14 protein-coding genes are annotated in these 17627 nt (G+C 30.6%); 10 read left to right on the top strand and 4 right to left on the bottom strand.

Translation table 11 applies throughout. From position 1 onward, the window contains the following. The first annotated feature begins 357 nt into the window (after positions 1-357). A complete protein-coding gene (gene argS, locus ACREV6_RS02345) occupies positions 358-2082 on the top strand; it encodes an arginine--tRNA ligase (RefSeq protein WP_431576428.1) in 1725 nt (574 codons plus the stop codon). Between the two features lie 201 nt (positions 2083-2283). Further along, positions 2284-2991 (top strand): ribonuclease H-like domain-containing protein, encoded by a 708-nt coding sequence (locus ACREV6_RS02340; protein WP_431576427.1) that lies wholly within the window; start codon positions 2284-2286, stop codon positions 2989-2991. 42 nt (positions 2992-3033) lie between these two features. Here the strand turns inward: ACREV6_RS02340 and ACREV6_RS02335 are convergent, their stop codons facing one another. Genes ACREV6_RS02335 through ACREV6_RS02325 form a run of 3 tightly spaced genes read right to left on the bottom strand, consistent with a single transcriptional unit; the run spans position 3034 to position 5283 of the window. Beyond that, entirely contained in the window at positions 3034-3201 is a 168-nt protein-coding gene (locus ACREV6_RS02335; RefSeq protein WP_431576426.1) for a FeoB-associated Cys-rich membrane protein, read from the bottom strand. Positions 3202-3261: 60 nt separating this feature from the next. Then, positions 3262-5025: a ferrous iron transport protein B gene (gene feoB, locus ACREV6_RS02330; protein WP_431576425.1), complete on the bottom strand. Its 1764-nt coding sequence runs from the start codon at positions 5023-5025 to the stop codon at positions 3262-3264. A gap of 33 nt (positions 5026-5058) precedes the next feature. Next, positions 5059-5283: a FeoA family protein gene (locus tag ACREV6_RS02325; RefSeq protein WP_431576424.1), complete on the bottom strand. Its 225-nt coding sequence runs from the start codon at positions 5281-5283 to the stop codon at positions 5059-5061. A gap of 237 nt (positions 5284-5520) precedes the next feature. Between ACREV6_RS02325 and ACREV6_RS02320 the strand changes: the two genes are divergently transcribed. From ACREV6_RS02320 to ACREV6_RS02300, 5 genes are all read left to right on the top strand, one after another. Further along, on the top strand, positions 5521-6198 hold the full coding sequence (locus tag ACREV6_RS02320) for a ribonuclease H-like domain-containing protein (protein WP_431576423.1): 678 nt from the start codon (positions 5521-5523) through the stop codon (positions 6196-6198). A gap of 116 nt (positions 6199-6314) precedes the next feature. Beyond that, the gene (ade, locus tag ACREV6_RS02315) at positions 6315-8033 is read left to right on the top strand and encodes an adenine deaminase (RefSeq protein WP_431576422.1); all 1719 of its coding nucleotides are present in this window, start codon (positions 6315-6317) and stop codon (positions 8031-8033) included. A gap of 259 nt (positions 8034-8292) precedes the next feature. After that, positions 8293-8730 (top strand): prepilin-type N-terminal cleavage/methylation domain-containing protein, encoded by a 438-nt coding sequence (locus ACREV6_RS02310; protein WP_431576421.1) that lies wholly within the window; start codon positions 8293-8295, stop codon positions 8728-8730. A gap of 130 nt (positions 8731-8860) precedes the next feature. Beyond that, positions 8861-9637 (top strand): prepilin peptidase, encoded by a 777-nt coding sequence (locus ACREV6_RS02305; RefSeq protein WP_431576420.1) that lies wholly within the window; start codon positions 8861-8863, stop codon positions 9635-9637. A 154-nt stretch (positions 9638-9791) separates the two neighbouring features. After that, the gene (locus tag ACREV6_RS02300) at positions 9792-10430 is read left to right on the top strand and encodes a hypothetical protein (protein WP_431576419.1); all 639 of its coding nucleotides are present in this window, start codon (positions 9792-9794) and stop codon (positions 10428-10430) included. Between the two features lie 395 nt (positions 10431-10825). On the opposite strand, the gene ACREV6_RS02295 is transcribed toward ACREV6_RS02300, so the two are convergent. After that, on the bottom strand, positions 10826-12055 hold the full coding sequence (locus ACREV6_RS02295) for a 6-phosphofructokinase (protein ID WP_431576418.1): 1230 nt from the start codon (positions 12053-12055) through the stop codon (positions 10826-10828). Between the two features lie 472 nt (positions 12056-12527). Between ACREV6_RS02295 and ACREV6_RS02290 the strand changes: the two genes are divergently transcribed. From ACREV6_RS02290 to ACREV6_RS02280, 3 genes are all read left to right on the top strand, one after another. Then, on the top strand, positions 12528-14852 hold the full coding sequence (locus tag ACREV6_RS02290; protein ID WP_431576417.1) for a VIT domain-containing protein: 2325 nt from the start codon (positions 12528-12530) through the stop codon (positions 14850-14852). Between the two features lie 207 nt (positions 14853-15059). Next, a complete protein-coding gene (locus ACREV6_RS02285; protein WP_431576416.1) occupies positions 15060-15806 on the top strand; it encodes a hypothetical protein in 747 nt (248 codons plus the stop codon). A 772-nt stretch (positions 15807-16578) separates the two neighbouring features. Continuing rightward, complete coding sequence (locus ACREV6_RS02280; RefSeq protein WP_431576415.1) at positions 16579-17184, top strand: GerMN domain-containing protein; 606 nt, start codon at positions 16579-16581, stop codon at positions 17182-17184. The last annotated feature ends 443 nt before the right edge of the window (positions 17185-17627 follow it).

Raw genomic sequence — 17627 nt, 5'->3', positions numbered from 1 at the left:
TATGAAATAAATATATAACAACTAAATTCTGTGAAGAGGATAGTACTTTCTTATTAATCTTAAAGCGAGCAAGGGAATGGTGTAAGCCTTGTAAGGTATAGGAAGTTAAATGGGTAACTATTTAACAAAATTAATCGGATTAATTTTAGGAAAAGAACCTTGGAGATGCTGCCTGAACTAGTTAGAAGGAATAATTTTTGACTCTTATAGGGCATGCCGCGAAGAGCGTTAAAATATTGAGTGGACTTTATAGTCAACTAGAGTGGTACCGCGGAAATATAACCCGTCTCTTTATTTAGAGATGGGTTTTTTGTTATATTAAAAAATACATGAGTTTTAAAATTAGGAGGAAATAATATGGATTATAAGAAAATAGTTGCAGAAAGAATTAAACAATTGGTGGAACTCGACATAGAAACAATAGAAAATTTAATTGAAATACCACCAAAGCCTGAAATGGGAGAATTTGCTTTTCCTTGTTTCCAATTAGCAAAAACAATGAAAAAAGCACCTAATGCTATAGCTAAAGATTTAAAAGAAAAAATTGACAAACAGGGTTTTGAAAAAATAGAGTGTTTTGGTCCTTACGTAAACTTCTTTTTAGACAAAGGAGTATTTATTAAAGCTACTATAGAAAAGATATTAGAAGAGGGCGATCAATATGGCTCATCTAAAATGGGTGAAGGTAAGAATATAGTAGTAGAGTATTCATCACCTAATATAGCAAAGCCATTTCATGTAGGACATTTATTTACTACAGTTATTGGTAGCTCACTATACAAGATACTTTCTTTTGAAGGATACAATTGTACTGGAGTTAATCATCTAGGTGATTGGGGAACACAATTTGGTAAACTTATTTATGCTTATAAAAATTGGGTAGATGAAGTGGCTTTAGAAAAAGAGCCTATTAAAGAGTTATTAAGAATTTATGTTAAATTCCATGAAGAGGCTGACATAAATCCAACACTTAATGATGAAGCAAAAATGTACTTTAAGAGACTAGAAGATGGCTGCGCTGAGGAAGTTGCACTTTGGACTAAATTTAGAGACTTAAGCCTAGTGGAGTTTAAAAAACTTTATGAAACATTAAATGTTAAATTTGATTCATATGCTGGAGAAAGTTTTTACTGTGACAAAATGGAAGATGTAATTGCAGATATAGAGTCAAAGGGATTACTTGTAGAAAGTAATGGAGCTAAGGTTGTAATGCTAGATGATTATAATATACCACCTTGCATAATCAAAAAATCAGACGGGGCTACAATTTATGCAACACGTGACTTAGCAGCAGCAACTTACAGAAAGAAGACTTACGATTTTCATAAAAACATTTATGTAGTTGGAAAAGATCAAGCTCTTCATTTTAAGCAAGTATTTACTACATTAAAGCTTATGGGTAATGAGTGGGCAGATGATTGCGTGCATGTACCTTTTGGTACTGTAAGATTTGCAGATAAAAAATTATCTACAAGAAAAGGTGATGTTATTTTCTTAGATGAGCTATTAAGTGAAGCAGTGGCGAAAACTCTTGAAATAATAAATGTAAAAAATCCAGAACTGGAAAATAAAGAAGAGGTAGCTAAAAAAGTAGGAATAGGTGCTATCATATTCACTTATTTGAAAAATCATAGAGAAAGAGATATTGTTTTCAATTGGGAAGAAATGCTTAGCTTTGATGGAGAAACAGGTCCATATGTTCAATATACTTATGCAAGAGCAAAAAGCATATTAAGAAAAGTTGAAGAAAATAGCAATGGGTTGACCTCTAATGAAATTAGAACTAATGTAGAGCTTGATTACAATAAATTAAATTCTAAAGAAGAATTTGAACTTGTAAAGCAGCTAGAAGGTTTCCAAAACTCAATTATGTACGCTATTGATAAATTAGAACCATCTATGGTTACAAGATACGTTATTGAGGTAGCTAAGTCCTTTAATAAATTCTATAATCAGCATAATATAGCTAATTTAGAAGATGAGTCTAATAAAAAAGCAAAAATTAAAATGGTAGAAGCTACTTGCCAAGTAATTAAGAATGCATTAAATCTTATAGGTATAGAAGTGGTAGATAGAATGTAATAGAGCAGCTTAAGTACAAACAAATAAATAACATGCAGACATATTATTTATTTGTTTGTTTATTATTGCAATGATTTGCAATAACCTTGTTTTTAATGTATTATTAAAATATAGAAAAATGTAAAATTTATTTAGAATTACTTAGCAAATAGAAAAACATTTGTTGTAATACTTTTCTTTTTTTATAGATTAGGGGGAACTATGTTTATCAAAGAATATGAAATTAACGTTACTTTACCCAAGGAGATTTTTAGAAAATATAAGATGGACACTATTGCGTATTTGGACATTGAGGCTACAGGTTTTGATTTTGAACGTGATAAAATAGTATTGATATCACTAGGATATTACTTAAAAGAAGATCAATTTAAAGTTGTTCAATATTTTGCAGAATCGCCTTGTGAAGAGGAGAGCATTTTGAAAGAACTTAAAAAATCTATGAATAATTTTGAAAAATGGTGTTCTTATAATGGTACAGCTTTTGATGAACCTTTCGTAATTAGAAAGATGAATAGACATAATCTTGGGTTTAGGCTGCCTAGTGAACACATTGACTTGTTTAAGATTATAAGACCATTCCATAAAAAGATGGGAATGAAGAACTGTAGTTTAAAAAGTGTAGAGAAGTTTGCGGGTATTAAAAGGCGAGATGAAATAAATGGAGCCAAGAGCGTTGAAATATATAATGAATACTTAGTAAAACATGATGAAAAATTAAAAGAAATCCTTATGCTTCACAATTACGAAGATGTCCTAAATTTGCCTAAAATTTTCAAGGTGATTGACATTATTGAAAATGATTTGGATTTAAAAAGGAAAGAAAAATTAGCTAAAAAACAAATGTCACTTTTAAATAGTAATATAAAGACAAATGGCCCACTAAAAGTGGTGAATAGCCAATTATCATAAAAAACAGCCCTATAATACATTTATGTATTATAGGGCTGTTTTTCATTCGATTTTGTCACCATTCTTAGCAGACGGCTTTGTTTCGCAGCTGTGGCTACAACCTTTGCAGCCATTTCCACAACCACAATCACCCTTTGCTTGTTTTTTTATATTAGAATATAAGATATATCCAGCTACAATAATAATTACGCCAACAATAATAAATTCCATTGGCACATCACCTCACTATATTTTATACTAGAGGCTGCTACTTCAAATAGCCTCTTTTTATTATCCTATTATAATACTACCTACATTAAATATTATAAAAGATACTACCCATGCTAATACTAATTGATAAGCTACAGAAAAAATTGCCATTTTATTTCCATATTCTTTTTTCATAGTCGCTATTACTGATACACAAGGAGTGTAAAGTAATACGAAAGCCAGGAAACTATAAGCTGATAGAGGAGTAAAATAACTAGGCAATATATGTGTTAAATTACCACCATATATAACGCCCATGGTACCTACAACTACTTCTTTAGCCATAAGACCAGTTAATAGTGCTATGGAATTTTGCCAAGAAGCAAATCCAAGTGGAATAAATATTGGGTTTATAAATTTTCCAATAGCAGCTAAAAAGCTGGAGTTTATATCAACCATACCTGTAGTGTTGAAATTTGATAAAAACCATACTATTACGGAAATTGAAAAGATTATAGTACCAGCTTTCCTTAAAAACCCTTTACCTTTTTCCCAAGTGTGTAGTAATAAGCTTTTTATTTCTGGTAATTTATATTCAGGCAATTCTATAATAAAAGGCTCTTCGTCTTTTTTAAACAGTGTGTTTTTGAAGAGGAGACCAATTCCAAAAGCGAGTCCAATACCCATAAGGTATAGTGAAAATACCATGAGCGTTTCTTTTCCAGGAAAAAACACTGATGCAAATAAGGCATAAACCGGTAGCCTTGCATTGCAGGACATAAGTGGTACTAAAAGTGCAGTTAATTTCCTGTCCTTATCACTCTCTAGAGTTCTAGCAGACATTATGGCTGGAACAGAACAACCGAAACCAACAATTAAGGGGATAAATGCTTTACCTGATAAACCCATTTTCCTCATTAGCTTGTCCATTATAAAAGCAGCTCTTGCCATGTAACCACTGTCTTCTAAAAATGAAATGCCCAAGAATAATGCTAAGATAACTGGTAAAAATACTACTACAGAACCTACACCACTTACGATACCATCAACTAATAATGAAGAAAACCATGGGCTGTTGCTGGAAAGCAAATTACTCAGAAATGGAACAAAAGAATCATTAAGCAAGGTATCTAGAAAATCGGCTAAAGGTTTTCCTACCCAACTAAAAGTAAACATAAAAATTAAAAATAAACTTCCGAAAAATAGTGGATAAGCAATTATTCTATTAAGCACAATTTTATCTATTTTTTCCGAAACAGAGACTTTATCATCATTTTTCTTATTAGTGATTGATTTTAGTAAAACTTCAATGTATGCATAAGTTTCTTTTTCATCTTTGAATTTTAGGCTCTTTGAAGAGTTAGTAATATAATCCTCTTTAAGAAGACAATCTCGAACATCAGAGATTCCCTTTCCCTTTGAAGCCACTATAGGTATTACTGTTACACCTAGTTTTTGTGATAAGAGCTTATAATTAATATCGAACCCCTTAGCTATAGCTACATCCACCATATTTAACACTAAAACTATTGGTTTATTAAATTGTTTTAATTGCGTAGTAAGATATAAATTTCTATCAAGACTGGATGCGTCTACAATATTAATAATTACATCCACATTACCATTTTGCAAAAAATCTTTGGAAACTTTTTCTTCATTAGAATAAGTATCCATTGCATAAATGCCAGGCAAATCAACAATTTTAATTTTATTATCAATAAAGCCTTCTTTTTTTTCGACTGTTACTCCCGCCCAATTACCTACGTATTGGTTAGAACCTGTAAGTGCATTATATAGAGTTGTTTTACCAACGTTAGGATTACCTAGTAGTGCAGCAGTGATCATTCAAATCCTCCTCATTATGTCTGTGTACAATAATTATGCCATTTTTATATTTATATTTTTAGCGTCATTTTTTCTAATGGCTAAATTGAAACCACGTAAATTTATAATTATAGGATCGCCTAGAGGAGCAGTAGCTTTTAAAGTTACTTCAGTACCTTCTATGCACCCTAATGCTAGTAACCGTTTAGCAAACTTTTCATCACCGCAAACCGAATGAATTAATGCTTTATCGCCTGGTTTTAAATCATAAATACTCATAATAGTCACCCCTTAATGAAAATAATTCTCAATATCATTTTAACATGATTATCGATTGGTGTCAATGTAAAATAACAGGGGAATTCAACAAAATTTTTAAAATGCTTTCATATAATAGTGAAATTGTGATAAAATAGATAGAGCAGAGTTTTAAGTTAGATATGTGCAAATTTATGGGTTTGTTCTTTAGTTAACTTGCTAGGAAAGCTAGTAAACTTAGTAGAAAAGAGTGATATTATGATTACAAAACTTAGTAGTGTTAAAGTGGGAGAAATTTGTATGGAAGGCTCACTTACCATAGACGGAAATAAACAACTCTTTAAAGATGCATTGTTTTTTGATTTAGAACATTACATTTATAAAAAGCCCATATGCATTGGAGTTTTTGGGTGTTGCGTTTATGATGAAATTTCAAAGGAATTAAAGGTTACTCAATATATGGCGGAAAATAAAAAAGATGCTGTAGAAATATTATCTTTAGCTAAAAATTATTTTGAAGAAATGAAAATGAAGTATAATAAAAAATATATAGTTACATTTTCAGGAAACAATGATTTTACAGTTATAAATTATTTATTAAAAGCGCATAAAACAGATTTTTTATTAGAGGGGTATTTTGGAGAAATAGATTTACAAAAATGTTATGAAAAAGCTGAAGGAACATGTATTGGACTTAAAGCTTTGGAAAAGAAATTTGAGATTGATCGCGAAAGTGAATTAATAAGTGGTTCTAATTTAGCTAAAACCTTTGGTAAAATAGTAAAAGATGATGACTATATAAATAGAATGCCTCAAGAGAAAAAGGATAAGATACTATTATATAATCAACAGGACGTTGTCAGTTTATTTTATATCTATATAGATTGGTACAATAGAATAAATTTAAAACCCGAAGAAATCACAGCACAGCAATAGCTGTGTTTTTTATTTGCAAAGAAAATTTATACTTAAATTAGCAATAAGGAATACTGTGGCCCTTTCCGTAATAATTTAATATAAGGCTTATGAAAAATATTGGAGGGGGAGAGCGTGTGGATGGAATTAAAAGAAACGTTGATGTAGCTATGGGAAGGGCTAAGGCTGATTTGGTGCTAAAAAATGCAAATTATATTAATGTGTTTACTGAAAGTATAGATAGAGGGGATATTGCAATAGTTGGGGATACTATTGTAGGCATTGGTGAATACACAGGGGATGCGGAAATTGATTGTACAGATTTATATGTGGCACCAGGGTTCATTGATGCCCATGTACACATAGAATCATCCATGATTATGCCAGAGCAGTTTGCAAGGGTGGTTATTAAAAAAGGTGTAACTACAGTAATAGCAGATCCACATGAAATAGCTAATATAGATGGAATGAATGGCATTAATTTTATGCTTAAAAATAGTAAAGACGCGCCTATAGATGTTTTTTTTATGCTACCATCTTGCGTACCAGCAACAAAATTTGAGGATAATGGGTACATCCTTAATGCTGAAGATTTAGAAAAATTAATAAATAATAATAGAGTTTTAGGTCTCGGCGAAGTAATGGACGTGCCTTCAGTTGAAAATTCAGATGAAAATATGTTAAAAAAAATAGATATGGCAAAGCATAAACATATTGATGGGCATTGCCCTAATATTTCAAAGAAAGGGCTAAATGCATACTTAAGCTGCGGTATAAGAACAGACCATGAATGTACTAATATTGTGGAGGCTACACGCAAAGTTAGTATGGGAATGTACGTTATGCTAAGAGAAGGATCCGCAGCAAGGAATTTAAAAGACATACTCCCCGCTGTTAATAATCGCAATTTTGGAAGATTTTTATTTTGCACGGATGACAGGCATATAGATGACTTGCTAGAAATTGGATCTATAGATAACTGTATTAGAGTTTCTATAAAACAGGGACTGAGTCCTATAAAAGCTTTTATAATGGCTTCTTATAATGCAGCTAAGTGTTATGGCTTATTGGATAGAGGCGCTATAGCCCCAGGTTATAAAGCGGATTTGGTGCTATTTGAAGACTTAAAGGGGCTAAACATAAAAAAAGTTATGAAAAACGGAAAGGTGTATGCAGAATTACAGGATAAAAAATACGTTAACTTAAAGATAAATTCTTCAATGCATATGGATTTCATAAATAGTGAAATTTTCAAAGTACAAAGTACAGCTGAAAATATAAATGTGATAAAATTAATTCCAAATTCCCTGCAAACTAAATTGGTTAAGAGAAAAATAGAAAATGAATTTGGATATGTAAAGAGAGTCGTGGAAAAAGATATATTAAAAATAGCAGTAATTGAAAGACATCATAATACGGGTAAACATTTTGTTGCGTTTATAGAAGGCTTAGGGTTAAAACATTGCTCCATAGCACAAACTATAGCTCATGATTCTCATAATGTTATAGTGGTGGGAGATAATGATAAGGACATGGAGGTGGCTGTTAATACTCTTGTTACTATTGGTGGTGGTATATCCATGGTTTCTGAGGGAAAAGTTATTGCACAGTTAAACTTGCCAATTGCTGGAATAATGAGCTTTGAAACTCCCTATATGGTGGCAGAAAATCTAAAGAGGCTTAATAGAATTGCTAGAAATTTTGGAGTACGCGACGAATTTGATCCTTTTATAACTTTATCTTTTATGGCACTTCCGGTAATACCTGAAGTTAAAATTACTTCCAGAGGATTGTTTCACTATAATAAATTTGAGTTTATAGAACTCATGCTAAATAACGAGCAAAATAAAAAGTAAAAATAAGTCGATTATTTATAAAACACATTTCTATATTCAATAGGAGTGTGTTTTTTTGTTGTCAAATAAAAGGGGAAATTAACTTTTAACTAGGTGAAAAATAATTATAAATATATGTTTACAATTCAAAAAAAGTGGACAGAATTTTAAAAGTCATTAGGGCATAATTTCGGTAAAATCTATAGGTGGTAAACCATCCAAAGTTATTAGCTCTCCAAAGGAGTTAAAATAAAAAACATAATAAGAGGAGGAACCAAAAATGAAGAAAAATGTAAAAAAGAAAAAAGGATTTACTCTGATTGAGCTTATAATTGTAATTTCAATTATTGTTGTATTAGCTGCAATTGCGGTGCCCAAGTATGCTAGTATACAAAAGGATGCTAAAGTAAAAGTTGATATTGCTACGGCAAAGACAATAGCTGATGCAGTTACTGTTTTAGTAGCACAAGAGAAGATAGCTGAAACAATAGGTACTTCTGCTTCGCCAGTTGAAATTACGGCGACTGCTACGGATGCTGGTGCTATTGCTATAGTAAGTTATCTTCAGTCAATACCAACATCTGCTGTTAGCAAAGGTAAAAATTTTTCCGTAGCAGTTAGCGCCGGTATTGCAACAGTTTATGTAGAAAAGACGGAAGTATATCCAAATGGTAAGGAGCCATATGGGCCAGAAGTTGTAAAAAATGCAGATAAATAAAAAAATAATTTAAGAAGGAAAAGTCCTCACTTATAAAAGTGAGGACTAATAATTTATAATTGGATTTTTGTAAAATAATGTTGTGTTGTAGGTAATAAAGTTATAAAATAATATTAAATGAGGTGATCCAATGGAAAGTATTTTTCCGATAACTATTTTTATATTAGGACTATTAATAGGGAGCTTTTTAAATGTATGTATATACAGAATTCCAAGAGAAGAAAGTATAGCATATCCGCCTTCTCATTGTACCACCTGTGGAAGTAACATTAAGTCTTATGATCTTATACCAGTGATTAGCTGGATTTTTTTAAGGGGTAAATGCAGGAACTGTGAACAGAAGATATCTATTAGATATGCACTGGTAGAGCTTGCCACTGCCATACTTTTTTTATTAACTTACTTTCAATATGGAGTCAGCATTTTTCTCTTAAGGTATCTAATACTTATACCTTTTTTAATAGTTATAGCTATGATAGATTATGATACTATGGAAGTGTATAATACAACCACATGGGTAGCAATTGCTATGGGTATTGTTTTACTAGGGGTGAATTTTTATCTAGGGCAACCAGTAGCTACTTACGTTTATGGTGCTCTATTAGGTGCAGGATTCATAATTGTTATTATTTTATTATCCAAGCTTATTATTGGAACAGAAGGTATGGGCTGGGGTGATGCAGAAATTTGTGGACTTTGTGGCCTGTTTTTAGGTTTTAAATTAACCTTTCTTATGATGTTCTTTTCTTTTATAATTGGTGGTGCCGTTGGTGTTTATTTATTGAAGTTTAAGAAGAAAAATGGGAGATCAGAAATGCCCTTTGGTCCTTCTATAATAATAGCTGCTTTTTCGGTTATAATTTGGGGGGATAGAATTTTAAACTGGTACTTAGGCTCATTTAAATAAATAGTTGCAAATAGCTGTCTAAACATAAGGACTTTAACGGAAACTAGAGGATAACTTGAATAATCCGTAAGCTATCTAGAATGGCTCTAGTTGGCTATTCATAGTAATCGGTGTATAATAAGACATAACTGAATGGTTATGAAGGGTTGATAATATGCAAAATATATTGCAGAACATGAATAATAAATGGAAGAAAAAAATTATCAAAGCGAAAAAGAATGATTATCTTCAAAAAATTTACGAGAAAAATACTAGTACAGGAAATTATGTTATACAGGTAGCCTTAGACAAGTATAATGATATATTTAATGACTGGGATCATGCTCCTTTTAAAAAAAGAGATATGGATCCGGATTTAGCAAATTTTCTTGAAAACTGTTTTGAAGAGATTCCCGCTAAACATGGAGTAGATATATGCTTCTACTTGCCAAAAGAGGAAAAAGACGTAAATCGAGAAGAATTGTTAATTGCAGGTATTAAAACCTACTACTCTTTTTATTTGCATCAAGAAATTAAAATTTTAAAGGATAATTATCGAAGGTTATTTAAATATTTACTCACATCACTTAGTCTACTAGCGGTGTCTGTTTTTTTAAGTACCTCTATTGAGGGCAATATAATTTTAGGGACTATACAACAAGGATTTAATATAGGCGGCTGGGTGTTTTTGTGGGAAGTTATCTCAATGGTTGTTTTTAGAGGAAGAGAAGTTAGCTCTGAAATTAATAAATATCAAAGATTTTTGAATTCATTAATCTATTTTAAATATGGTAATGAAAATCCATTATTCTAATATATAGAATTTAAAAAAACTTTATGAAAATTTTTCGTAGAGCTTTTTTTATTTTGAAGATCTTTAAATGATTTTTGTTAAGTGAAAAGTCGGAAAAATTAAAAAAATGAATTTATATAAAAAGAATATATCAATTTTTAGAAAATTCCATATGCAAATGATTATATTTGTGATATTATAAACATAGGCAAGTTAGTAGATAGTTATATAATGCAGTGTAAGTATTTAATGATTTGTTTTCACTAAAAGTCCTTAACTCGGTAGCGTGGATATATATCTGTGCTATCATTTTTTTTGATTTAATCATCATCTGCGATGCTGCAATTAACGACTTTAGAAGGAGATTTATTTATTTGAAAAAATAAAATCACCTGGGAGGACCAGGTGATTTTGCTCTAGAATTTAAAAGGGACCTCTAAAAACGTATATTTTGGAAGACCATTTTCAATAGAGATTTTTGGTTCCCCCATTATTAATGGTAATGTATAATCGTAGGCTTCACGAGTTACATTATTACCTTCCTCATTAATCCATTCTAGAGGGAAGTATTTAATGTTATTAGCAACCTTAGAGGTTTCAAGTACAAAAGGTTCGGATGCATAAGGCGTATTGGAAAGTCTTCTTATACCTATCATGTTTCCGCTTATTCCGTCAACAGAATAAGAAACGGCGGCTTTACCTACTTCATAGGCCTCATCAATATCAGTTTGTGATGCACAGTGCATTGAACAACGTTGAATTGTTGAAAGTTCTAAAACTCTAACTTTTTCAGCCGTATTATTTGTTAAAATTAAATTTTTCAAGTATGCACAAACACCACCTAACTGAGCATGACCAAATTTATCAAGTCCGGTTGAGTAAGTTTCGCCTAAAAATTTGCCTTCTTTAGTTCGAATGCCTTCAGAAACTACTACGAAAACGTGATTTTTCTCTGTGAGTTTTTTACTTATGTCCCTTAAAAAATCATCTGGACTAAAAGCAACTTCTGGAAGATATATAAAATCTGCGGCAGGTTTACCGTTAATAGTTGCAACGCAAGCACTAGCTGCTAGCCATCCGGTATCACGTCCCATAGTTTCAAGTATGAAGACTCCTTTTGCAGGATATACACTGGAATCTAGGAAGTTTTCAAGGACTGATGTGGCAATTAGTTTAGCTGCACTACCAAAGCCCGGGGTATGATCCATAATTGGCAGGTCATTATCTATTGTTTTAGGAATGCCAATAAATTTTACATCCTTATTATGCTGCTTTGCGTAAATACTAAATTTATGTACAGTATCTTGTGAATCATTACCTCCGATATAAAAGAAGGTTTTAATTTCATGTTTTTCTAATATTTTAAAAAGTTTTAAATACTCTTCAGGACTTTCCTCAAAGGATTTCAACTTATACCTGCAAGAGCCAAGACCAGAGGAAGGAGTATACTTTAATCCTTTAACCTCATCATAGGGTATGTTAGATAGGTTTACTATATGGTCATCCAAAATACCTTGTATTCCGTTTATGCCAGCATAAACGTTATCATAATATTGAGAGTTAATATTTTCATCTAGCACTCCCATGGCACTAGCATTTATTACAGAAGTTGGACCGCCTGATTGCGCTACTATACAATTTTTCATTTTAGAATTTCCCCTTTCCATTGGAACTAAATTGTGATTACAATTAATAGAATCTACTAATTGATTATAAGGTATAAATTTAAGTTACTCAAGATAGAATTCAATTTTAAATGAATCATATTCTAAAACAATAAGAATAATTAGTCTATTACATATAACATTTGAATTTTGCATAAAATATTAGAGCTGCAATAAAAGAATAAAATTAATTTTAGCCCAGAGAAAATTGATATAATATTTTATAAAAATGCCATAAGAGTTATAAAAGCGGTGTGCTAATAATATATATTTATTTTTTTATTAGCACAATAATACATAATTAAAATGAAAGATAATAAAAGTAAAAATATGTAATAAATATAAAAATATTTTGATAAATCGGAAGACTAATTTTATTATTAATGATAAAATATATGTATAATATTTTAAAGATTTGATTAAATCTTTGCGATATAAAATCAGGAGGGGTACAATGGTAAATTATAATACAAACCATGGAAAAGAATTGAAGAATAACATAATCTTAAAAGAAGTTAATATAAGAGGAAATTTGTGTGGTGAATTCGCTGAGTATACTATTGACCATGTTTATGAAAATAAGGGAACAAATGATGTAGAAGCAATTTATACTTTCCCAATTCCAGAGCGAGCAGTTATATCAGGTTTTGAAGCAGTGCTAGGTGGTAGGACTATAAAAGGATTAATACAAGATAAAGATGAAGCAAATAAAATATATGAGAATTTCAATCAAAAGGATAATAACACCTTTTTGATGGAAGAATTTAGTGATAGTATATTTAGAATAGTTATCGGTAAGATAATTCCTAATGAAGTTGTAAAAATTAAAATATCTTATATAGAAGAACTAAGCTATGAGAATAGAAACTTAAAATTAGTTATCCCCACAATAATAGCTCCAATAAATCTTTCGAAAGATAATACACTAGATTCCAGTGTATTAGGCATCATCCATAAAGATAACAATTATAAATTTACTTTAAGGCTACTTGTTGAATCTTTAACAAAATTAGAATTCAAGTGTTCTTCTCATAAAATAAAGGTGGAATATGAAGAAAATAATTTATATAAAGTAACTTTAGATGGAAACAATCAAAGAATGGATAAGGATTTAGAAATTGTATTAGAAGAACTAGAAAAATTGGAAACTACAGGAATGATATATGATTACCCAAGAGATGATAAAGGGATTTTATATTTAAGATTTATACCAGACATTGAAATTGAGCAGAAATCATCTGGTTCAAACTATATATTCCTTTTAGATATATCGCAGTCAATGGGCGGAAATAAATTAATAGAAGGTAAAAATGCACTTCAACTATGCCTTAGGAATTTAACATTAGGAGATACCTTTAATGTTTGTGCTTTTGGAGATAAGCTTCATTTCTTTGCTATAGAGACAAAGGTTGATTTTAATGAAGAAAATTTAAGCAATGCCAGCAAATGGATTGAAGAACTTAAAGCAGAAGAAAATGCAGTGGTTTTTGATGCAATAAAGTATGCTCTGCTAGGAAAAAGTGAAATAGAAGAAAATGTAATTTTCTTATTTACAGATGATTTGGTGGAAAATGAAAAAGAAATATTGAATTTTGTGGAAGAAAACATTAAAGAAAGTAGAATATTCCCTTTTGGAATAGATACTTCAGTAAATAGCTATTTCATAAATAAATTAGCTCGTATTTCTTATGGTGCTGCAGAAGTTATATATCCTGGGGAAAGAATTGAAGATGTGGTGCTTAAACAATTTAATAGAATAAAAAATCCCCAAGTTACTGATATTGAAATTGATTGGGGTAAAATGAAGGTTGAAACAACATTCCCGAGAACTATTAAATATATGTATGATAAAGAACCATTTTCGGTTTTTGCTAAAGTTAACGGAGAAGTAGGCGGAGTTGTTATCTTAAAAGGTAAAGTTGGGAAAAATAGAATTCAAAGAATAATTATGCTAAATGATCTTGAGTTAGAAGAAAATGTTAACTTAATTGAAAAAATATGGTATAAAAAACGTATACAATCCCTCCAACACAGAGTAAAATATGAACGAGGGGAACTTCAAGAGGCAATGAACAATAAAATTATTGAAATTTCTAAAAAGGTTGGTATAATTTGCAGGGAAACTTCTTTTATCCTTTATGAGGAAATGGAAGATCCAATACTAGGTATAAGAATAAGAGAAATTCTACCTGTTAAAACTACAAAAAAAATAGAACTTGCCTTTGAAAGTTTAGATGGAGAATCAGAATCAACAGCATTTTATTATAAAGATTTATCAATACTAAAAGAAGATTACGATAAATATGCTGGTTATCAAAGAAATGAGTTATTAAAAGTTTTAGCTTCTAATCAATTTGCTAGTGGAGCTTTTGGTATCAATGTGGAACATAGCATAGAAAACAATATTAAGTACACTACAAAAGCAATGTTAGCCTTTGTCCTAGGTAATGAGGACATTAAAATGTATACTAACCAATTAAATAAATCTTTAGAGTTTTTAAATAGAGCATTAAAAAATACTGATCTTGATTTGAATAAAGATGACTATCAAAATTTATTATTAGTTTTCAAATTGTCTATTAAAAAGGATATAGTACTATCTTTTTATAAAGAAAATATTGACAAGGAAATCCAAAAAATTGAAGAAAAATTCCAATTGCATAATATAGATGTAGTTAAAATTCAGAGTGAATTTATCAAAAGGCTAAGTGAGAATCCTAATGAGCCTAAAGATACACTTCATTATATAATCCATACTGCGATTTTAAAAACCATTTAAACACTATTTTAACTACATTTTAGAAGAGTACTAAAAAATCCCACAGGTTATATATGTGGGATTTTTGTCTGTTCATTTATAAAAGATGGATAGTTATTATTTTAGAATCATGATATATTATATTTATAAATTTTTTCAAATAAAGTATCTTAAAGAATAAGGACTAATTATTTTTTAAAGGCGCTTAGTTATAAGGAAGTAAAAATAATGACAGGACAAAATATAAAAGATTTAAAATATAGTGCAGAAGAAATAATTAAAAAAAGAAAGGCTATAAGAAATAAGTTTTTAGCTAAATCTGAAAATGTGAATACGGGGTATATAAAATCTATGTCAAATCAGGACATGAGGATTTTGTTCCATTTATATGATGAAGAAATTTTCTGTAATTATTTTAGTGAAAATTTTAAGGAGAGTATAACTTTTTCTTTATCCACTAGGATGACCACTGCAGCAGGAAAAACCATATATATTAGAAAAATAAAACTATTACAGGAAACAGAAAAAACTTATGAAATAAGAATGGGCATAAAATTCTTTTTTCAGTATTATAAGGTAGAAAGGGATAAGATAGTATCTGGTATAAATACAGTGGATTCCTTAGAGGCATTTCAAATAGTTTTTGAACATGAATTATGCCATTTAATGGAGTTTCATCTTTATGGTGAATCTAGTTGCAAAAAGCGCAGATTTAAAATTATGGTTAATAACATATTTGCTCATACTGATGTACATCATCAATTACCAAGTCAACAGGAGATAATATCAGCGGATTATGGCTTTAAAATAGGGCAGAAGGTGGACTTCGCTCGGGATAATAAAAAATATAGTGGCTTCATTTATAAGATAAATAAAAGAGCAACAGTTATGGTTGTGGATAAGAAGGGTACTTATAAAGATGGGCAGGGAAACACATACTCGAAATGGTATGTAAACTTTGGACAATTAGTATGACTAAAAAAATAAGCTATTACACTGGGGCATGTTATTTGTTTGAATTTGCTTTGGAAATATTAAGGGCAGGTTTAGCTAAAACCTACCCTATCCTAGGATATATGGAAAGCTCAGAACGATTTACACTACAACATATACACATCCCTACACACCTAAGGATAATCTTTCGACTATATATAAGCATTACACAACATGTATACATCTTTGCTCGATTAAAAGATGTACCTTGGAGAACATAGATAATCTTCCGACTATATACAATCCCTAACTCTTATCATCATAGTTAATTATTAAAGTATAACTGGAACATAATGTTATACACTACAACTGGAGCCTGCGGCACATAATCTAGTCTTAGCTCGACCATTACACATCTATTAAGATCCTATACACACAGTTATGCAAATATACAACCTTTTCAAGACACATAATGATCTTCCCTCTGGCATATATTAAGCCATAACGACCTAGGATACACCTTTGGCCGAATGTTAAAAAGCTATTTATAACCTCGTAATACTCTTCGCTCAACCGATCTAAACCCTCTCATTTAATATTCTTGCCCGATGTGGTTTTATTATACAAAAACTCATAAAAATATTTAAATAATATTATAAGATATTTTTTCAGAAAAGGTAATTTTAATAAAGATTACCACATATGGTTATAATCTATGATATAATTTATATATAGTGCGAGCTAATAAAATTAAAGATTCATCTTTAGCTTTTATTAACTATTAATATAATATCTTATTAGGAAGGTGACAAAAATGAAGAAAATTCTTTCAGTAATATTATGTAGTGCGTTAATGTTTACATTGGTTGCTTGTGGAAAAACCGAGGTAAAAAAAGAGGATAGTTCAAAAAGTATAGTTAAAGAGGAGCCAAAAGAAACATCTAAAGTAGTAGGTGGTACCGTGGAACCAAAAGTAGAAGCTAAAACTGAGATAAAAAATAGTGAAATGGTACTTTATTTTAGTGATGATCAAGCTATGAACTTAGTAGGCGAAAAAAGAACTTTAGAAAAACCTACAGCGAAGTCTGTTGTAGGCGAATTAGTAAAAGGGCCTAGTGCAAAAGATGGGGACGCAAAATTAGTTGCAACATTGCCTGTGGATTTAGAAATAATAGATGTGCAAGTTAAAGAAAATATTGCTTATGTTGATTTTAAAAGTAGCGCAACAGAGAAAATCTCCGGTGGCTCTACAGGAGAAGGAATGGCTTTGTTTTCAATTGTAAATACTTTAATTTTAAATAAGGAATTAGGGGTAAATAAGGTTCAATTTCTTGTTGAAGGAAAAAATGTAGAGAGTATCAAAGGTCATTTTGATGTTAGTAAACCTATGATTGAAAATCAAGAAATGATAAAAAAATAATATTAATAGATTATAACCATATAATTATTTACATAAAAAGGGAAAATAAAAAAGGCAAGTTATTATAAAATAACTTGCCTTTTAACCCAAGGGATTTTTTGACCACTCAAAGCAATCTACGCTACAACATATACACATCCCTACATACCCATTTGAGCATTACAGCACATATATACATCTTTACTCGACCATATAGAACACCTTGGGAGCTAAAAACAATCTCTCGATTAAGAATAACCCCTAGTCATATACTAATAAAACCTGCGGCAACCTATATCATCTTAGCTCGACTATCACACATCCGGGAGAACCGTATAAGTACAGTTAGGCACATATACAGCTGTTAAGAACCTGTAACAATCTTCCCTCCGGCATATAAAAAACCTTAGCAGATATCGTATACACCTTTGGCCGAATACTCTAAAACCATTTCCAGTCTAGGA

The organism is Clostridium sp. (assembly GCF_050717515.1).
Lineage (GTDB): Bacteria > Bacillota > Clostridia > Clostridiales > Clostridiaceae > Clostridium_AD.
The sequence above is the reverse complement of the archived record's forward strand: the minus strand, read 5'-3'. Positions and strand labels throughout refer to the sequence as shown.

Excerpts from the sequence above, each read along its gene's own strand:
- argS (WP_431576428.1), top strand. The coding sequence starts at position 358 with ATGGATTATAAGAAAATAGTTGCAGAAAGAATTAAACAATTGGTGGAA.
- ACREV6_RS02340 (WP_431576427.1), top strand. The coding sequence starts at position 2,284 with ATGTTTATCAAAGAATATGAAATTAACGTTACTTTACCCAAGGAGATT.
- ACREV6_RS02335 (WP_431576426.1), bottom strand. The coding sequence starts at position 3,201 with ATGGAATTTATTATTGTTGGCGTAATTATTATTGTAGCTGGATATATC.
- feoB (WP_431576425.1), bottom strand. The coding sequence starts at position 5,025 with ATGATCACTGCTGCACTACTAGGTAATCCTAACGTTGGTAAAACAACT.
- ACREV6_RS02325 (WP_431576424.1), bottom strand. The coding sequence starts at position 5,283 with ATGAGTATTTATGATTTAAAACCAGGCGATAAAGCATTAATTCATTCG.
- ACREV6_RS02320 (WP_431576423.1), top strand. The coding sequence starts at position 5,521 with ATGATTACAAAACTTAGTAGTGTTAAAGTGGGAGAAATTTGTATGGAA.
- ACREV6_RS02310 (WP_431576421.1), top strand. The coding sequence starts at position 8,293 with ATGAAGAAAAATGTAAAAAAGAAAAAAGGATTTACTCTGATTGAGCTT.
- ACREV6_RS02305 (WP_431576420.1), top strand. The coding sequence starts at position 8,861 with ATGGAAAGTATTTTTCCGATAACTATTTTTATATTAGGACTATTAATA.
- ACREV6_RS02300 (WP_431576419.1), top strand. The coding sequence starts at position 9,792 with ATGCAAAATATATTGCAGAACATGAATAATAAATGGAAGAAAAAAATT.
- ACREV6_RS02295 (WP_431576418.1), bottom strand. The coding sequence starts at position 12,055 with ATGAAAAATTGTATAGTAGCGCAATCAGGCGGTCCAACTTCTGTAATA.
- ACREV6_RS02290 (WP_431576417.1), top strand. The coding sequence starts at position 12,528 with ATGGTAAATTATAATACAAACCATGGAAAAGAATTGAAGAATAACATA.
- ACREV6_RS02285 (WP_431576416.1), top strand. The coding sequence starts at position 15,060 with ATGACAGGACAAAATATAAAAGATTTAAAATATAGTGCAGAAGAAATA.
- ACREV6_RS02280 (WP_431576415.1), top strand. The coding sequence starts at position 16,579 with ATGAAGAAAATTCTTTCAGTAATATTATGTAGTGCGTTAATGTTTACA.